Here is a 17,429-nt window from a genome sequence, read left to right as displayed (position 1 = left end):
CTGCCGATTCAGCCTTCGAGCCGCAGGGCCGCGGCCGCAGAGACGGCGTCGACCGAGACCTTCGTGGGCTGGATGTCCGCGCCGTCGGCGGTCTTCAGGGCCCAGCTCGGATCCTTCAGGCCGTGCCCGGTGACGGTGCACACGACGGTGGCGCCGGCGGGCACCGCGCCCCGCTCGTGCATCAGCAGCAGACCTGCGACGCTCGCCGCGGATCCGGGCTCGACGAAGATGCCCTCCCGGCTGGACAGAAGGCGGTGGGCGGCCAGGATCTGCTCGTCCGTGACCATGTCGATGAGGCCGCCGGAGTCGTCGCGCGCCTGCTCGGCCTGCTTCCAGGACGCCGGGTTGCCGATCCGGATCGCCGTGGCGATGGTGTCCGGCTCGTCGATCGGGTGGCCCCTGACGATCGGCGCCGCGCCCGCGGCCTGGAATCCCCACATTGCCGGCGTACGAGTCGCGACCGCCGGTTCGCCTGTCAATCCTGCGTATTCGCGGTAGCCCTTCCAGTACGCCGTGATGTTTCCGGCGTTGCCCACCGGAAGACAGTGGATGTCCGGTGCATCGCCCAACACATCGACCACCTCGAACGCGGCCGTCTTCTGGCCCTCGATGCGGGCCGGGTTGACGGAATTGACCAACTCGACGGGATAGGACTCCGCCAGCTTGCGCGCGAGGGTGAGACAGTCGTCGAAATTGCCTGCCACCTGGAGCAACTCGGCTCCGTGGGCGATCGCCTGGCTCAGCTTGCCCATCGCGATCTTGCCGTCCGGGACCAGCACGCCGCACGTCATCCCGGCCTTGGTCGCGTACGCGGCGGCCGAGGCGCTGGTGTTGCCAGTGGAGGCGCAGATGACGGCCTTGGCGCCCGCCTTGGCGGCCATCGAGATCGCCGCGGTCATCCCGCGGTCCTTGAACGACCCGGTGGGGTTGAGTCCCTCGAACTTCACGTGGACCTGCGCGCCGACCAGCTCGCTCAGGTGCTCCGCCGGGATGAGCGGGGTCCCGCCCTCGCCGAGGGTGACGATCGGCGCGCCCGCCAGCATCGGCAACCGGTCGGCGTACTCGCGGATGACGCCCCTCCACAGATGTGCCACGTGGATCAGGCTCCTTCGACTCGCAGGACCGAGGCCACGGCTGTGACGTCGTCGTGCACCCGCAGCAGGTCGACCGTGCGCGCGAGCGCGGCGTCGGTGGCCTCGTGGGTGACCAGGTGCAGGGTGGCGCGACCGGTGTCGGACCGCGCGACGCCCTGGCGCATGCTCTCGATCGAAACACCCTCTGCCCCGAAGACATTCGCGACCTGCGCCAGCACGCCCGGTCGGTCGTCGACCTCCAGTCGGATGAAGTAGCGGGTCAGCGCGGAGCCGATGCTCTGGACCGGAAGGCCGGCGTACGCCGACTCCCCCGGGCCCCGACCCCCGCTCACCCGGTGCCGGGCGGCCTGCACGACATCCCCGAGCACGGCCGACGCCGTGGGGTCACCACCTGCACCCGGTCCGTAGAACATCAGCTCGCCCGCCAGCTCGGTCTGCACGAAGACGGCGTTGTAGGCCTCGCGGACCGAGGCCAGCGGGTGCGAACGGGGCATGAGCGCGGGGTGCACCCGCACGTTGAGGGCGGCGTCGCCGTCGGCATCGGTCACCCGCTCGCAGATGGCCAGCAGCTTGATGACGTGCCCGGTCATCCGGGCGGCGCGGATGTCCTCGGAGGTGATCGCCATGATCCCCTCGCAGTGCACCTCGCGGCTGGACACCCGGGTGTGGAAGGCGAGCGAGGCCAGGATCGCGGCCTTGGCGCGCGCGTCGTACCCCTCGACGTCGGCCGTCGGGTCGGTCTCCGCGTACCCCAGCTCCTGTGCCTCCCGCAGCACGTCGGCGAGCTCGGCGCCGGTGCGGTCCATCTTGTCGAGGATGAAGTTGGTGGTGCCGTTGACGATGCCGGTCACCCGGTGCACCGAATCGCCGGCGAGGGACACGTGCAACGGGCGCAACAGCGGGATCGCGCCGGCGACCGCGGCCTCGTAGTAGAAGTCGACACCGGAGCGCTCGGCGGCCTCGTACAACTCCGGGCCGTTCTCTCCCAGCAGCAGCTTGTTGGCGGTGATGACGCCGGCGCCGGACGACATCGCATGCAGGAGCAGCTCGCGGGCGGGCTCGAGCCCGCCCATCAACTCGATCACCAGATCGGCGCGCGCCACCAATCCCTTTGCGTCCGTCGTGAACTGGTCATGCGACAAACCGGACTCGGGCCGCGGCTTCTCGATGTCGCGCACTGCCGCGCCGATGATCTGCAGCGGCGCGCCGATGCGCGCCTCGAACTCGCCGGCCCGCTCCTGCAGCCGTCGCGCGACCGCCGAGCCCACCACTCCGCAGCCCAGCAGGGCCACCCGCACGGGTTCGCTCACGTCACTCCCCTTCCAGGGCCAACAGGTCGTCCATCGTCTCTCGCCGGAGCCACACGCCGACCTCGCCGTCGCGCAGTGCGAGGACGGGTGGGCGCGGCACGTGGTTGTACTGACTGGCGAGCGAGCGGCAGTACGCGCCGGTCGCAGGCACCGCGAGCAGGTCACCGGCGCGTACGTCGTCCGGCAGCCGCACGTCGCGGACCACGATGTCGCCGCTCTCGCAGTGCTTGCCGACGACCCGGGTCTGCGTCGTGGTGTCGCTGCCCGGCCGTCCGGCGAGCACGCAGGTGTACTCGGCGTCGTAGAGCACCGGCCGCGGGTTGTCGCTCATCCCACCGTCGACGGCGACGTAGGTGCGGACCAGGTCGTCGCTGACCCGGACGGGCTTGACGGTGCCGACCTCGTAGAGAGTGACGCCCGCGGGTCCGACGATCGCGCGCCCGGGCTCGATCGAGACGCGCGGCAGCGGCATACCTGCCTGCGCACACGCCTCCTGGACGATACCGGCGAGCTGGCCGGCCATCTCGCGGACGCTGAGCGGTTCGTCGCCCGGCAGGTAGGCGATGCCGAAGCCGCCCCCGAGATCGAGCTCCGGCAACTGGACGCCGTGCTCCGACGCGACCGCAAGCTGCAGCGAGATCAGGCGTCGGGCGGCCTCGCGGAAGCCGTCGGACTCGAAGATCTGACTGCCGATGTGGGAATGGAAACCGAGCAGCTGCAGGGCCTCCGGGGCGGCCAGCACCCGGCGTACGGCCTCACCCACCTGGCCGTCGGCGAGGCTGAAACCGAACTTCTGGTCCTCGTGCGCAGTGGCGATGTACTCGTGCGTGTGCGCCTCGACACCGGTCTTGACCCGCAGCATCACCCGCGCCACCACCGACCGCTCGCGCGCGGCGGCGGCGACCCGGTCGATCTCCTCGAACGAGTCGACGACGATGCGCCCGATCCCCGCGTCGAGCGCCTGCGCGATCTCCGCGGGCGACTTGTTGTTGCCGTGCAGTGCGATCTGCTCCCCCGGGACGCCCGCGCGCTGCGCCACGGTCAACTCGCCGCCGGAGCAGACGTCCAGCCGCAGGCCCTCCTCCTGCAGCAGGCGGGCCATGGCGGTGCACAGGAACGCCTTGCCCGCGTAATAGACGTCCACGCGGGTGCCGATGGCCTCGAAGGCGTCGGTGAACGCCTCGCGGAACGCGGCCGCCCGGCGCCGGATGTCGGGCTCGTCGAGCACGTACGCCGGCGTCCCCCACGCGCGAGCGATGTCGCGCAGGTCGTGACCGGCGATCCGGACGGCGCCGTCGTCGGTCAGGGAGGTGCCGGACGGGAAGACCCGGTCCAGCACCGCCTCGCGGGAGTCGTGCGCGCTGTTGTCAGACATGGCGGGGTAAAGGTACCGACCGGGCAGGCTCTCGGGCTCGGACGACCGCTGGGAGAGACGCGTCCGCGGTGGCGCGTGCCCGGCTGACCGGATGCCGCTTCGGGCCCCGCCCGGGCGCCGCTGCGAGCCGACCGGGTCGCGAGCGCGGATTGCGGACCGGTCGGCTCCGACTGGTACGGTGACGCCGCGCTGTGAAAGCGCTGCCCGCCCCCGTAGCTCAGGGGATAGAGCGTCGCCCTCCGGAGGCGAAAGCGCAGGTTCGAATCCTGCCGGGGGCACCCACGAAGAAGCACGAGACCGCAGGGAAACCTGCGGTCTCGTTCGCTTTCCGGCGGCCTCTTCGGCGGCGGGGTGCGCAGTGTGCGTCAGCGGCCAGGGCTGCCGCCCTGCCCGGCTTGACGCAAACCGTCAACGAGGTCGGTCCCGGACGCGCAGACCGTCGAAGACCAGGGCACTGACCTCGTCCGGCAGCGCCTGGGTGTGCGCGCGACTCGCCGGCCGGGTCCACTCGACCAGGGAGTTGACGAGTCCGAACATCAGCCGTGCGGTCACGGTGGGATCCAGATCCGCTCTCAGGTCGCCCGCGCGGACGGCGTCGCGCACAAGAGACGCGGCGTACCGGTCCAGAGCGCGGCGTCGTTGCAGCGCCGCGAGTTCGACCGGGCTGTTCCCACGCACCCGCAGCAGCAGAGTCACGTACGGCTGGTGGTCGAGCAGCAGCACGACGCTCTCGTGCACCAGATGCTCCAGACGTCGTACGGCGCTCACGTCCAGCTCGCGGGCGCCCTGTGTCACAGTCTCCAGACCGTCCAGCGCGCGGTCCAGCGCAAGACGCAGCAGCACCTCCTTGCTGGCGACGTGGTGGTAGATCGCGGACTTGGCGATCCCGAGTCGCTCGGACAGATCGCCCATGCTGGTCGCGTCGTAACCCCGCTCGTTGAAGACCTCCACCGCCACGGCGAGCAGGGAGTCCAGGTCGTACCCGGGCCGACCGCGCCGCGCGGTCCGGGGCATGGGCACCGACGCCTCGCGGGAGGTCATGCGCCCCGCTCCGGGGTCGCCATCCGGTGACTGCGCCCGCGGAACTCGGCGACGACCCGCTCACCGCAGCACACCGTCACGTCGTAGACACCCTGCCGACCGAAGCCGACCCGTCGGACCGCTTCGGCGACCAGCACCTCACCCGCACGTGCCGGCGACACGAAGACGATGTCGCCGGAGCTGGCGACGGTGACCGGGCCGGCCGCGTTGCACGCGCAGGCGAACGCCGTGTCGGCGACGCTGAAGATCATCCCGCCGTGCGCCATTCCGTGGCCGTTGACCATGTCGGGGCGCACCGTCATCCGGGTGGTCGCCCGCCCCTCGGTGCAGTCCACCAGCTCGATCCCCAGGGCCCGCGACGCCTCGTCCGCGGCCATCATGGCGTGCACGGCTCGCAGGTCCGCCATCTCGTCTCCTCGCAATTACCGACCGAACGATCGGTCACTCTCGGCAATCGAACCTAGTCCGTCGGTGCAACGGATACCGTCGGGCCGTGAGATCCGGACGCCACTCGACCGTCGTGCAGCGCACCGCGGTCGGGGCGGCCGCACGGTGGCTGCCGGCCGTCGTCTGTCTCGTGGCGTCGTACGCCGCAGCGCATACCCACATCCCACTGGGGCAGTCGCTGATCTACCTGGTCGCGACGATCTGGTCGGTCCTGATGCCCGGAGTCCTGGTGCTGCGCCTGTGCCGCGGGCAGGCGGACTCGCTGCTGGCCGAGCTGTCCGTCGGGTTCGTGGTGGGCATCATGGTGCAGCTCGTCGCGTGGGCTGCCTTCGTGTCCCTCGGCGTCGGTGCGTGGCTCGCGCTCTACCCGGTGCCGGTGGTGGCCGCGGCAGCACTGATCCCGCAGTGGCGAGCAAGGCTGCGCAGCGCGCCGTACGCCCGACGCGAGCCCTGGTGGGCGGCATGGTCGCTGGCGGCGTCGTACGTCGTGGCCGTCGGGCTGCTGGCGACCCGCACCTTCGCGACCAACCCGCTGCCACCGTCGAGAGTGCGCTGGTACCCCGACCTCTACTGGCACGTCGCGGTCGCCGCGTCCGCGCGCACCTCCGTGCCACCGGCCGTGCCGCAGGTGTCCGGGCAGACCCTCAAGTACCACTGGTTCTCCCACGCTCACATGGCCGCGGACTCCCTGGTCTCGCACGTCGACGTGCTGCTCGTCGCCAGCCGTCTGTGGTACCTCCCGGTGTACGCCGCGATCCTCGTGCTCACCTATCTGCTCGCCACCCGCCTGGCGCGCACCCCCAAGGCCGGCATCGTCGCCCTCATACTGCTCCTGGTGAACGCGGGCATCGACCCGTTGCGCTGGGTGAACGCCTTCGGCAGTGACGCCCTCGTCCCGCTGTCGCCGTCGGAGATCCTCGGGTTGCCCGTGCTGTTGGTCACCACCTGGTGGGTGATCGACATCGTGCGCGGCGCTCGTCCCACCCGTGCCGGCTGGGTGCTGCTCGGGCTCATGCTGCTCACCTGCGCCGGATCCAAGTCGTCCAATCTGCCGGTGCTCGCCTGTGGCCTGCTGCTGGTCGTGGCCGGGCAGCTCATCCGCCGGCTGCGCCGCAGACACGGGCCGACGGGGACGACTGACGCCGACGGGGCATTGCGCCCCACCCTGATCACGCTCGGTCTGTGCCTGGTCGTGATCGGCCTCACCGCGCCGTACCTCGCGGGCGGTAGCAACGTCTCCACGCTCAAGACGTTCGCGCTGTCGCGCAATCGGGCGGTCGCCCTCATCGATCCCGGCGGCCACCCCGGCGGGCCGTTGCTCTGGGGGCTGCTGGTCGCCCTCTCCGCCGTCACCCTGCTGCAGTTCGCCGCGCTGCTGGTGGCGGTGCCGCTGCGCGCCGACCCCGCCGTCGTCCTCATCGCCGGCATGCTCGTGGCCGGGTTCGCCGCGACCCAGCTCATCTACCATCCGAGCGATTCGGAGGTCTACTTCCTGCGCGGGGTGGTGCCGCTGTCGGAGGTGCTGATCGCGTGGGGTCTGGCCGTGGCCGTGCACCGCGCCCGGCCACCGCTGTGGGTGCTGGCCCTGAGCGCACTCGCCGGCGGCGCGCTGCTGGGCGTCGTACGCCGTTTCAGCGGGACGCATGTCCCTGGTGCGCACTCCGCGCTCACCGCCGCGTCGGTCGTCGTCGGGGTCTGCGTGCTGCTCCTGCTGGCGGGGCTGGTGGCGTGGCACCGGGGCGGGCCCCTGGTGCGCGCCGTGCTGGCCGCCCTCCTGGTCGGGGCCGTCGTGATCCCGGCCGCCGTGCCCTTCGCTCAGACCGGTCTCAGTCACTCGACCGTCGACGAGCCGTCCAACCTGTTGACCAGTGGTGACATCGCGGGCACGACCTGGCTGCGCACACACACTCCCGAGACGACGCTGATCGCGACCAACGTGCACTGCCGCGCCGGCATGACGCACCACATCTGCGACGCACGGGCGCTGTGGGTGACCGGCCTGGGCCTCCGCCGGGCGTTTGTCGAGTCGTGGGGCTACACCGATCAGGCGTACGCGACGGCGAAGCATCCGCATCCCGGCGAGAAGGGCGTCTTCTACTGGAGCGCCTCCTTCTACGACCAGCCGAGACTCCGGCTGAACGACGCCGCGTTCAACGCGCCGACGGCGTACGACCTGCGCTACCTCTACGACCACGGGGTGCGCTACCTCTTCGGCAGTACCCGGGCGAGCGCGGTCTCGCCCGAACTGGCGAACCTCGCCCAGCAGGTCTTCCACCAGGGCGACGTGACGATCTACCGACTTCAGCGGCCGTGAGGCGCACCAGAGCGGACCGAGGGACGCCGCGGGTGGCGTAGGTCACGCACTCGGGGTAAATTACTGAACGACCGGTCGGTAATTCCGACAGCGTCTCGACACCAGGGAGTACGGCGTGACGACGACCCTTCCCGCCCCGCAGGCGGACGATCTGCAGCACGACTTCGACGCGACCATCTCCGACGACCGGCGGATCGAACCGCGCGACTGGATGCCGGACGCCTACCGCAAGACGATGATCCGGCAGATCGCCCAGCACGCGCACTCGGAGATCATCGGAATGCAGCCGGAGGGAAACTGGATCACCCGGGCGCCCTCACTGCGGCGCAAGGCCGTGCTGCTCGCGAAGGTGCAGGACGAGGCCGGGCACGGGATGTACCTCTACAGCGCCGCCGAGACCCTCGGGGCCGATCGGGCCGACATGACCGGCAAGCTCGTCACCGGCCGCCAGAAGTACTCCTCGATCTTCAACTACCCCACGCTGACCTACGCCGACGTGGGAGTGATCGGCTGGCTCGTCGACGGCGCCGCGATCTGCAACCAGGTGCCGTTGTGCCGGGCGTCCTACGGTCCGTACGCCCGGGCCATGGTGCGCATCTGCAAGGAGGAGTCCTTCCACCAGCGGCAGGGCTACGAGCTACTGCTCACGATGATGCGCGGCTCGGACACGCAGCGCGCGATGGTGCAGGAGGCGACGAACCGCTTCTGGTGGCCGTCGCTGATGATGTTCGGCCCGCCCGACCACCGCTCCCCCAACACCGAGCAGTCGATGCAGTGGGGCATCAAGCGGCACACCAACGACGAGCTGCGCCAGCGCTTCGTCGACATGACCGTCCCGCAGGCCGCCAAGCTCGGTGTCACGCTGCCCGACCCCGACCTGCGCTGGAACGAGGAGCGCGGCCGACACGACTTCGGCGAGATCGACTGGTCGGAGTTCGACGCCGTGCTGAAGGGCGACGGCCCGTGCAACACCCGGCGGGTGCAGCACCGTCGCGCCGCGCAGGAGGACGGCGAGTGGGTGCGGGACGCGGCGACCGCGTACGCCGCCAAGACCGCGGCCCGGCGGGCCGAGAAGAAGGTCGCCTCATGAGCGAGTACACCGCCGAGGGCGGTCATGGAGCCGTGCCCACCCAAGGTGTCCCGACCGAGCCGACGCCGAGTGCCGTGCGGTCGGACTGGCCTCTCTACGAGGTCTTCCTGCGCGGCAAACGCGGGTTGAACCACGTGCACGTCGGCTCGCTACACGCTGCGGACGCCGACATGGCGCTGCACCACGCGCGCGACCTCTACACCCGCCGCAACGAGGGCGTCAGCATCTGGGTGGTGGCGTCCGCCGACATCACGGCGTCCAGCCCCGCCGAGAAGGACCCGTTCTTCGCACCGTCGGGCGACAAGGTCTACCGCCACCCGACCTTCTACGACATCCCGGCCGACGTGCCGCACATGTGACGAGGCTGTGATGACCGACCACCTCTACGACGCGCTCGCCGACGTCCACACCGGTGACGAACGCTGGGCGTTCGGCACGGGGTTCACCGACGCCCTCGAGGGCATCGACACGACCGTGCCCTCCGATCTGGACGCCGACGCGCTGGCGGCGTACTGCCTGATGCTCGGAGACGACGCGCTGGTCCTGTCCCACCGGCTGCAGCAGTGGGTCACCCGGCTGCCGGAGCTGGAGGAGGAGACCGCTGTCGCCAACATCGCGCTCGACCTGCTCGGCCAGGCGCGGATGCTGGTGGCCCGCGCGGGCACGATCCTCGGCCGCAGCGAGGACGAGCTGGCCTACTTCCGCGACGCGCAGGACTTCCGCAACGTGCGGCTCGTCGAGCCGGTCGACGACGACTTCGCCCAGCTCGTCATCCGACTGATGGTCTTCAGCACCTGGCGTCTTGCCCTCTTCGAGCAGGTGCAGCGCGTCGCCGATCCGGTGCTGGCCGCGATCGCCGCCAAGGGCATCAAGGAGCTGCGCTACCACCGCGATTACGCCGCCGGTTGGGTCGTGCGACTCGGCGACGGCACCGCGGTGTCGCACCACAAGGCCGTGGCGGCCGTCGAGCGGCTGTGGCCGCTGGTGCCGGAGCTGTGGCGGCACTGCGCACCCCAGTCGGTGTTGGGCGTCGAGCCCCCCGAGGCGGCGGTGCTCGAGGTGCTGTCCGGGGTCTTCCGGACCGCGACCCTCGACATCCCCGCGGGCGCGCACGTCCTGGGCGCAGTCGACGGTCGCACGGGCCGCGACGGCATGCACACCGAGGCGCTCGGATACCTGCTGGCGGAGCTGCAGAGCGTCGCGCGGGCCGACCCGGAGGCGACGTGGTGACCGCGAAGGCGGACACCCTCCGCGGTGCCGCGTGGGACGCGGCCGCGCAGACCCCGGACCCCGAGCTTCCGATGCTGACCCTGGCCGACCTGGGCATCCTGCGCGACGTGCAGGAGTTCCACGACCACGTCGTCGCCACGATCACCCCGACCTACTCCGGATGCCCCGCGATGCGCGAGATCGGCCTCGACGTACGCCGTCGCCTCGAGGCCGCGGGGTACGAGAACGTCAAGGTGGCAACACAACTCGCGCCCGCGTGGACCAGCGACTGGATCACCGAGGCAGGCCGGGAGAAGCTGCAGGCTGCAGGAATCGCGCCGCCCAGCGCGGCGCGCACGGGCACCGGCCCGGTGCCGGTGACGCTCGGGCTCCCCGCCAGCGCGCCGTGCCCGCTCTGCGGCTCGTCGGACACGTCGCACACCGCCTCATTCGGTGCGACAGCATGCCGCTCGCTGCATCGTTGTCACACCTGCGGCGAACCCTTCGAAGCAGTGAAGGCGATATGAGGACCGACTTCCACACGCTCACCGTGCAACATGTCGAGCAACTGACCGACGACTCGACGGCACTCACGTTCGCGGTGCCGCCGTCACTCGCCGACGACTTCCGATTCGCGCCCGGCCAGAGCCTCACGGTGCGCCGCGGCGACGAGCGTCGCTCCTACTCCATCTGCGCCGCCCGCGGTGAGGCGCCGCGGATCGGCGTGCGCGAGGTCGCGGGCGGTGCCGTCAGCAGCTGGCTCGTGCACGACGTACGCGCTGGCGACAGCCTCGAAGTGCAAGCACCCACAGGCCGATTCGTGCCCGACCTCACGACGCCCGCGCGTCATGTGCTCATCGCGGCCGGCTCCGGCATCACTCCGATGATGTCGATCGCGCGGTCGGTGCTGGAAGCGGACGACACCTCGACCGTGACTCTGCTCTACGGCAACCGGCAGACCGACTCGGTGATGTTCGCCGACGAGATCGCCGACTGCAAGGACGCCCACCCCACCCGGATGCAGATCGTGCACGTGCTCTCGCGCGAACCGCAGGAGGTCGAGCTCTTCGGCGGCCGGATCGACGTCGAACGTCTCGCGGCCGTCCTCACCGGCACGGTGGACGTGCCGTCGGTGGACCACTGGTGGCTGTGCGGCCCGCTGGGGATGGTGGAGGCGGCGTACGACGTCCTCACCGGTCGCGACGTGCCGCGCGAGCGCATCCACCGCGAGCTCTTCTGGGTCGGCGACGTGCCGCCGGTCGAGGCGACCCACACCGACGCCGCGCCGGTCGACGGTGCGCAGGCGACCATCGTGCTCGAGGGCCGCAGCAGTCTCGTGACCGTGCCGACCGACACCCCCGTGCTCGACGCGGGGCAGAAGGTGCGCCCCGACCTGCCGTTTGCCTGCAAGGGCGGCGTGTGCGGCACGTGTCGCGCCAAGGTCACCGACGGCTCGGTGCGGATGCTGCGCAACTACGCGCTCGAGCCCGAGGAGGTCGACGCCGGATATGTGTTGACCTGTCAGGCGATTCCCACCAGTGACCGGTTGACGGTCGACTACGACGGCTGAGGAGTCGCGATGGATCGAACGCCTGCCCGGGACACGCTCGACCCCATCGAACGCGCGGGCGTCGATGAGTTGCGAGCACTGCAACTGAACCGGCTGCAGTGGTCGGTGCGCCACGCCTACGACAACGTCCCGCACTACCGCGCGGCGTTCGAGGCGGCCGGCGCGCACCCGGACGACGTACGCGACCTGTCCGACCTCGCGCGGCTGCCCTTCACCACCAAGGCCGACCTGCGCGACAACTACCCGTTCGGCATGTTCGCGGTGCCGCGCGAGCAGGTCTCGCGGGTGCACGCCTCGTCCGGGACGACGGGTCGACCCACCGTCGTCGGGTACACCGCCGAGGACATCGCGACCTGGTCGGGTCTGATGGCGCGCTCCATCCGCGCGGGCGGCGGGCGGCCCGGCGACATCATCCACGTGGCATACGGGTACGGCCTGTTCACCGGCGGGCTGGGCGCGCATTACGGCGCGGAGGCCCTCGGCGCGACCGTCGTGCCGGTGTCCGGGGGTATGACGCAGCGTCAGGTGACGCTGATCCGCGACTTCCGCCCCGACGTGATCATGGTGACACCCAGTTACATGCTGGTGATCGCCGACGAGATGGAGCGCCAGGGCATCGACCCGCGCGAATCCTCCTTGAAGGTAGGCATATTCGGCGCCGAGCCGTGGACGCAGCAGATGCGGGAGGAGCTCGAGCGCCGGGTGGGCATCGACGCCGTCGACATCTACGGCCTCTCGGAGCTGATGGGTCCCGGCGTCGCGATGGAGTGCGTGGAGACCAAGGACGGGCTGCACCTGTGGGAGGACCACTTCTATCCCGAGATCGTCGACCCGATCACCGATGAGGTGCTCCCCGACGGGCAGGTGGGCGAGCTCGTCATCACCTCGCTCACCAAGCAGGCGATGCCGATCATGCGCTACCGCACCCGTGACCTGACCCGGTTGCTGCCCGGCACCGCGCGCCCGATGCGACGTATCGAGAAGATCACCGGCCGCTCCGACGACCTGATGATCGTGCGCGGGGTCAACCTCTTCCCCACCCAGATCGAGGAGCTGGTGCTCGCGACGCCCGCGCTCACCCCGCACTTCCAGTGCGTCCTCACCCGCCCCGAGCGGATGGACGAACTCGTCGTACGCGTGGAGCGGCAGGTCGATGCTCCGGCCGACCAGGCGGCGGTGGCGGGTGCACAGCTGAGGTCCCAGATCAAGGAGCGGATCGGGGTCAGCGTGCGCGTCGAGGTGGTCGACCCCGACACCATCGAGCGCTCGGTGGGCAAGATGCGCCGCATCGTCGACTCCCGCTGACCCGGCTCGAACCCGCCGATCGGCTGATGAACGGTCGGTTTGCGGTTCGGGTGGCGGTTTCAGGCGGCCAGGATGAGAAGGCTGCACTCGCCTCGCACTGCTCACGTGGATTGTCGGCGCCGCGGTCACTTTCCTGCGCCCGCGTCACCCGCCGACGTGAGAAATCGGCGCCACGGCCACTTTCCTGCACCCGCAGACCCGGCCCCAGCGCGACCCGCGATCAAGGCCGCTCGAGAAGCCGCACGCCGCGAACCCCGCACCCCGCGAACCGGCACCCGGCGAGAGGATCGAGGTCAGCGGCGGCCGGCCGGGCGGCGCTGGGTCGCGTCATCGACCTCGCCGACCAGCTCCTCCAGCACGTCCTCCAGGAACACCACCCCGGTCGCGGTGCCGGCGTCGTCGACCACCCGTGCCACGTGGCTGCCGCTGCGCTGCATAGTGAGCAGCACGTCCTCGACCTCGTCCTGACGGCGCACCGTCGCGAGGCGGCGGATCCGCTTGGGAGGCACCGGCTCGTCGTACGCCTCGTCGCGCGCGTAGAGCACGTCCTTCAGGTGCAGGTAGCCCGCGATCACCCCCGTGCGGTCGAGCACTGGGTAACGGGAGAAGCCGCGCGTGGCGACCAGTCGCTCCAGCTGCGCCGGGGTGATGCCCACCGACACCGTCTCCAGTTGATCGAGCGGTACGGCGACATCGGCCGCCACCCGATCGCTGAACTCCAGGGCGCCCTGCACTCGCTGCTGCTGCTGCGACTCCAGCAGCCCCTCACGGTGCGACTCCTGGACGATCAGCTGCACCTCCTCGGCGGAGAACGTCGAGGTCATCTCGTCCTTGGGCTCGATGCCGAAGCGCCGCACGATGAACTTCGACACCGACTCCACCGCCCGGATGACCGGCCCCAGCACCCGGGTCACGGCCAGCAGGGCCGGCGCGAGCACGAGGGCGGCGCGGTCCGGCCCCGCGATCGCCAGGTTCTTCGGCACCATCTCGCCCAGCACCACGTGCAGATAGGCCACGATCAGCAGCGCGAGGACGAGCGCGACGATCTCGGCCCCGGCGTCCGGGATGCCCACCGACTCCAGCGGCCCCGCGATCAGATGGTGCACCGCACCCTCGGCGACGGCACCCAGCAGTACCGAGCACACCGTGATCCCGAGCTGGGCGCAGGCGAGCAGTGAAGAGACCTGTTCCAACGCCTGCAGACTCGCGCGGGCCCGTTTGGAGCCAGCGGCGGCCATCGGCTCCAGCTGCGAGCGCCGCGCCGCCATGACCGAGAACTCGGCGCCCACGAAGAAGGCGTTGCCGAGCAGGAAGAGCAGGGACAGCCAGAGGTTCACGGCGCGACCTCGTCGTCCTCGGGCAGCACCGGGGAGAGCCGCAGGCGGTCCACCCGCCGGCCGTCCATGGAGACGACGCGCACCGACCAGCCGGGCAGCTGCACCTCATCGCCCACGACCGGCACGCGCCCGACGCGAGCCATCACGAAACCGCCCATGGTCTCGTACGACGGCCCGTCCGGCACGTCGGCGCCGATCCGTTCGTGCACCTCGTCCGGGCGCCACAGACCGGGCACGGTCCATGACCCGTCCGGCAGCAGCCGGCTGGGATCGCTGACCCGGTCGTGCTCGTCGCTGACCTCGCCGACGATCTCCTCGATGACGTCCTCGAGCGTCACGACTCCGCTGGTCCCGCCGTACTCGTCGACCACGATCGCCAGCTGGAAACCGCTCGCGCGCAACAACAGCAGCAGCGGGTCCAGCGTGATCGTCTCGGGCACGAGCACCGGCTCGATCATCAGCGCCGTCACGGGCACGTCGTCGCGGCGTTCGGGCGGCACCGCAATGGCCTTCTTCACGTGCACGACGCCGTCGACGTCGTCCCAGTCGTGGCCGAGCACCGGGAAGCGGGAGTGGCCCGTCGTCCGTGCCAGCTCCACGACGTCCCCGGCGGACGCCGTCCGGGACACCGACGCACAGCGCACCCGCGGACTCATCACGTCGGCGGCCACCCGCTCCCCGAAGTCGAGCGACCGGGTGAGCAGACGGGCCGTGCCCTCCTCCAGCACCCCGGCCTCGGCCGAGCGCCGCACCATCGAGGACAGCTCCTGAGGGGTACGCGCCGCGCTCAGCTCCTCCTGCGGCTGCACACCCACCGCTCGCAGGAGCGCGTTGGCCGAACCGTTGAGCAGGATGATCAAGGGGCGCACGACGAGCGCGAAGGCCCGCACCGGACGGGCGACCACCTTGGCCACCCGCAGCGGTTCGGAGAAACCGAGGAACTGCGGCACCAGCTCGCCGACGATCATCGAGAAGAGCGTGGCGATGATCAGCGCGAGGATGGCCGAGACAGCACCCGCGCCATCGCCGTCGACGCCCACCGCGCGCAGCGGCGTCCGCAGCAGCTCCCCCAGGGACGGCTCCACGATGAAGCCCAGCACCAGGGTGGTGATCGTGATGCCCACCTGGGCGGCCGACAGCTGGGTCGACAGCTGCCGCAACGAGCCGAGCACGACCCGCGCGCCCGTGTCGCCCTCGTCGATGGCCCGCTGCACGGTCGGGCGATCGAGCGCCACCAGGGAGAATTCGGCGGCGACGAAGAGCGAGGTGCCGAGGGTCAGCACCACGCCGGCGAATACCAGGAGCCACTCGGTCATCGCCACCATCTTCCACGAAGAACGCGTTCCGGCGCGCCGATGACCATGCGTGCGGCCGATACCCGATGATGGCGGCAGGTCCGCCGTGCCCGAATCGGCGCGCGGACGGACGGCGACGCGCGGCGTACGAGAGCCGGTCGCGGCGCCGGATCGGGAACGACGCACGTTGCAACGAAGGGGAGATCGACTGTGTCAGCCAGTTCCGTACGACCGCGTGCCGCCGGGAGCGAACCCGGCGCACCGGTGCAGATCAGCAACCTCACCAAGACGTTCGGCAGCTTCAAGGCCGTCGACGACCTCAGCTTCTCGGTCGAGCCGGGCCGGATCACCGGCTTCCTCGGCCCGAACGGCGCAGGCAAGACCACCACTCTGCGGATGACCCTGGGGCTCATCACCCCCACGGCGGGCACCGCGACGATCGGCGGGCGCAAGTACGCCGACCTGCCCCACCCGCTGCACACGGTGGGCGCCGCCCTCGAGGCCACCAACTTCCACCCCGGCCGCAGCGGGCGGGATCACCTGCGGGTCATCGCCGCCGCCGGCGGGTTCACCGACCACCGCGTCGACGAGATGCTGGAGCTGGTGGGCATCCCGGCCGCCGCGAAGAAGCGTGCCGGCGGCTACTCGATGGGCATGCGGCAGCGCCTCGGACTGGCCGCGGCACTCCTGGGCGACCCGCAGGTCCTGATCCTCGACGAACCCGCGAACGGCCTGGACCCGGAGGGCATCCGGTGGTTGCGCGGCTTCCTGCGCCACCTGGCGGGAGAGGGCAAGACGGTGCTCATCTCCAGTCACATGCTGAGCGAGGTCGAGCAGACCGTCGACGACGTGGTGATCATCGCCAACGGCAGGTTCGTGCGGCAGGGCACCATCGGTGAGTTGCGCGGGCAGGCCCGGGTCGTCGTACGCACGCCGAACGGCGAGCGTCTCACCGAGGCGTTGCGCCGGGCCGGGCTGCAGGTCGAGGCGCTGCCCGAGGGTCGGTATTCCGTGTCGACCGACGACCTGATCCAGGTGGGCGACGCGGCGTTCTCCGCCGGAGTGCCCGTGCACGAACTGCGCGCCGAGCGCGCCGACCTGGAGGACCTGTTCTTCCAGCTGACCGAGAACACCAATCGCAACCTGGGCCCCGGTTCGGACGGCAGTACGCCGCCGAACGACCCGCGAGCAGCAGAGGAAGGTGCCCTCTGATGGGCGGCGCGATCAAGGCCGAGGTCCGCAAGATCTTCACCACGCGCCTGTGGTGGGGGCTGCTGATCGGCGACGTCGTCCTCGGTGCGCTGATCTCGTTCGCGTGGGCCTTCCAGATCGGCTCTGACTCCGCGAAGCAGAGCAGCGACCGGCAGACCCATCTGCTCGCGACCGCGAACCCCGACTCCATCGCGTCGGTCTACTCGGCCGGCTTCATCACCTCGATCGCGCAGCTGTTCCCGCTGGCGCTCGGGGTCATCCTGATCACCTCGGAGTTCCGCCACAAGACGTGGACCGCCACAGTGCTCGCTCAGCCGAAGCGCTGGCCGATCACCGTGTCCAAGATCGTCTCGATCGTCGTGGTGGGAATTGTCTACGGCGTCGTCTACGACATCGCCTCGGTCATCGGCGGGGCCATCACGCTGAAGAGCTTCCGCAGCTCGGGACTGTTCCTCACCAGTAGCCAGGTGCTGCAGACGCTGGCGCTGATGCTGCTGATCTTCACCGTCTGGACCTTGCTGGGCTTCGGCTTCGGGATGCTGATCCGCAATCAGATCGCCGCGGTCTTCATCGCCGTCGGGCTGGCGTTCATCGGCAACATCCTCTTCAACGTGCTGTTCGACCTCGCGCACTGGCACTGGGCGCCGAAGTTCCTGCCCGGCAATCTCACGAGCTCGATCCTCAACCCGGGCTTCAACGACTCCAACTCGTTCAACTGGTGGGCCGGCGCGCTCGTCCTCACGGCCTACGGCCTGGTGCTGGCCCTCGTCGGCAGCGGCATCAACCAGCGCAAGGACGTGCTCTGAGCGACCCGCATCGCTGCGCGATCA

Annotated in this window: 16 protein-coding genes and 1 tRNA gene; 10 read left to right on the top strand and 7 right to left on the bottom strand. The window is 70.5% G+C overall.

What is annotated here, in order from left to right; genetic code table 11:
- Positions 1-8: 8 nt before the first annotated feature.
- From thrC to lysA, 3 genes are read right to left on the bottom strand one after another with little or no spacing between them, the layout of a single operon-like run.
- Positions 9-1,094, bottom strand: a complete 1,086-nt coding sequence (gene thrC / locus JOB34_RS12155) for a threonine synthase (RefSeq protein WP_208052969.1) — start codon at positions 1,092-1,094, stop codon at positions 9-11.
- A gap of 5 nt (positions 1,095-1,099) precedes the next feature.
- A complete protein-coding gene (locus JOB34_RS12150; protein WP_208052968.1) occupies positions 1,100-2,404 on the bottom strand; it encodes a homoserine dehydrogenase in 1,305 nt (434 codons plus the stop codon).
- A 1-nt stretch (position 2,405) separates the two neighbouring features.
- Positions 2,406-3,779 (bottom strand): diaminopimelate decarboxylase, encoded by a 1,374-nt coding sequence (lysA, locus tag JOB34_RS12145; RefSeq protein ID WP_208052967.1) that lies wholly within the window; start codon positions 3,777-3,779, stop codon positions 2,406-2,408.
- Positions 3,780-3,985: 206 nt separating this feature from the next.
- Between lysA and JOB34_RS12140 the strand changes: the two genes are divergently transcribed.
- Positions 3,986-4,057, top strand: a tRNA-Arg gene (locus JOB34_RS12140).
- A gap of 130 nt (positions 4,058-4,187) precedes the next feature.
- Here JOB34_RS12140 and JOB34_RS12135 read toward each other — a convergent pair.
- Both JOB34_RS12135 and paaI read right to left on the bottom strand, forming a co-directional pair.
- The gene (locus JOB34_RS12135) at positions 4,188-4,820 is read right to left on the bottom strand and encodes a TetR/AcrR family transcriptional regulator (protein WP_243758031.1); all 633 of its coding nucleotides are present in this window, start codon (positions 4,818-4,820) and stop codon (positions 4,188-4,190) included.
- Entirely contained in the window at positions 4,817-5,227 is a 411-nt protein-coding gene (gene paaI, locus JOB34_RS12130; protein ID WP_208052966.1) for a hydroxyphenylacetyl-CoA thioesterase PaaI, read from the bottom strand. The genes JOB34_RS12135 and paaI overlap by 4 nt, the downstream gene beginning before the upstream one ends.
- Positions 5,228-5,313: 86 nt before the next feature.
- Between paaI and JOB34_RS12125 the strand changes: the two genes are divergently transcribed.
- From JOB34_RS12125 to paaK, 7 genes are all read left to right on the top strand, one after another.
- On the top strand, positions 5,314-7,581 hold the full coding sequence (locus tag JOB34_RS12125; RefSeq protein WP_208052965.1) for a hypothetical protein: 2,268 nt from the start codon (positions 5,314-5,316) through the stop codon (positions 7,579-7,581).
- Between the two features lie 115 nt (positions 7,582-7,696).
- Positions 7,697-8,671 (top strand): 1,2-phenylacetyl-CoA epoxidase subunit PaaA, encoded by a 975-nt coding sequence (gene paaA / locus JOB34_RS12120; RefSeq protein ID WP_208052964.1) that lies wholly within the window; start codon positions 7,697-7,699, stop codon positions 8,669-8,671.
- Positions 8,672-8,745: 74 nt separating this feature from the next.
- Positions 8,746-9,030 carry a 1,2-phenylacetyl-CoA epoxidase subunit PaaB gene (paaB, locus tag JOB34_RS12115; protein ID WP_208049631.1) on the top strand — a complete coding sequence of 95 codons (285 nt, stop codon included), beginning with the start codon at positions 8,746-8,748 and terminating at the stop codon, positions 9,028-9,030.
- A gap of 10 nt (positions 9,031-9,040) precedes the next feature.
- Entirely contained in the window at positions 9,041-9,901 is an 861-nt protein-coding gene (gene paaC / locus JOB34_RS12110; protein ID WP_208052963.1) for a 1,2-phenylacetyl-CoA epoxidase subunit PaaC, read from the top strand.
- Entirely contained in the window at positions 9,895-10,407 is a 513-nt protein-coding gene (gene paaD, locus JOB34_RS12105; protein ID WP_347813849.1) for a 1,2-phenylacetyl-CoA epoxidase subunit PaaD, read from the top strand. The genes paaC and paaD overlap by 7 nt, the downstream gene beginning before the upstream one ends.
- Complete coding sequence (gene paaE / locus JOB34_RS12100) at positions 10,404-11,450, top strand: 1,2-phenylacetyl-CoA epoxidase subunit PaaE (protein ID WP_208052962.1); 1,047 nt, start codon at positions 10,404-10,406, stop codon at positions 11,448-11,450. The genes paaD and paaE overlap by 4 nt, the downstream gene beginning before the upstream one ends.
- Before the next feature lie 9 nt (positions 11,451-11,459).
- Positions 11,460-12,755, top strand: coding sequence for a phenylacetate--CoA ligase PaaK (gene paaK, locus JOB34_RS12095; RefSeq protein WP_208052961.1), 1,296 nt, complete (start codon positions 11,460-11,462; stop codon positions 12,753-12,755).
- Between the two features lie 293 nt (positions 12,756-13,048).
- Here paaK and JOB34_RS12090 read toward each other — a convergent pair whose 3' ends face one another.
- A complete protein-coding gene (locus tag JOB34_RS12090; RefSeq protein ID WP_347813848.1) occupies positions 13,049-14,092 on the bottom strand; it encodes a hemolysin family protein in 1,044 nt (347 codons plus the stop codon).
- Positions 14,089-15,408, bottom strand: coding sequence for a hemolysin family protein (locus tag JOB34_RS12085; RefSeq protein ID WP_208052960.1), 1,320 nt, complete (start codon positions 15,406-15,408; stop codon positions 14,089-14,091). Before JOB34_RS12085 ends, JOB34_RS12090 begins: the two co-directional genes overlap by 4 nt.
- Before the next feature lie 189 nt (positions 15,409-15,597).
- On the opposite strand from JOB34_RS12085, the gene JOB34_RS12080 reads away from it, so the two are divergent.
- Positions 15,598-16,599, top strand: coding sequence for an ABC transporter ATP-binding protein (locus JOB34_RS12080; protein ID WP_208052959.1), 1,002 nt, complete (start codon positions 15,598-15,600; stop codon positions 16,597-16,599).
- On the top strand, positions 16,599-17,405 hold the full coding sequence (locus JOB34_RS12075; protein WP_208052958.1) for an ABC transporter permease subunit: 807 nt from the start codon (positions 16,599-16,601) through the stop codon (positions 17,403-17,405). The genes JOB34_RS12080 and JOB34_RS12075 overlap by 1 nt, the downstream gene beginning before the upstream one ends.
- Positions 17,406-17,429 lie beyond the last annotated feature (24 nt).

The sequence above is a fragment of the Allobranchiibius sp. GilTou38 genome (genome assembly GCF_017565325.1).
GTDB lineage: Bacteria > Actinomycetota > Actinomycetes > Actinomycetales > Dermatophilaceae > Allobranchiibius > Allobranchiibius huperziae.
The sequence above is the reverse complement of the archived record's forward strand: the minus strand, read 5'-3'. Positions and strand labels throughout refer to the sequence as shown.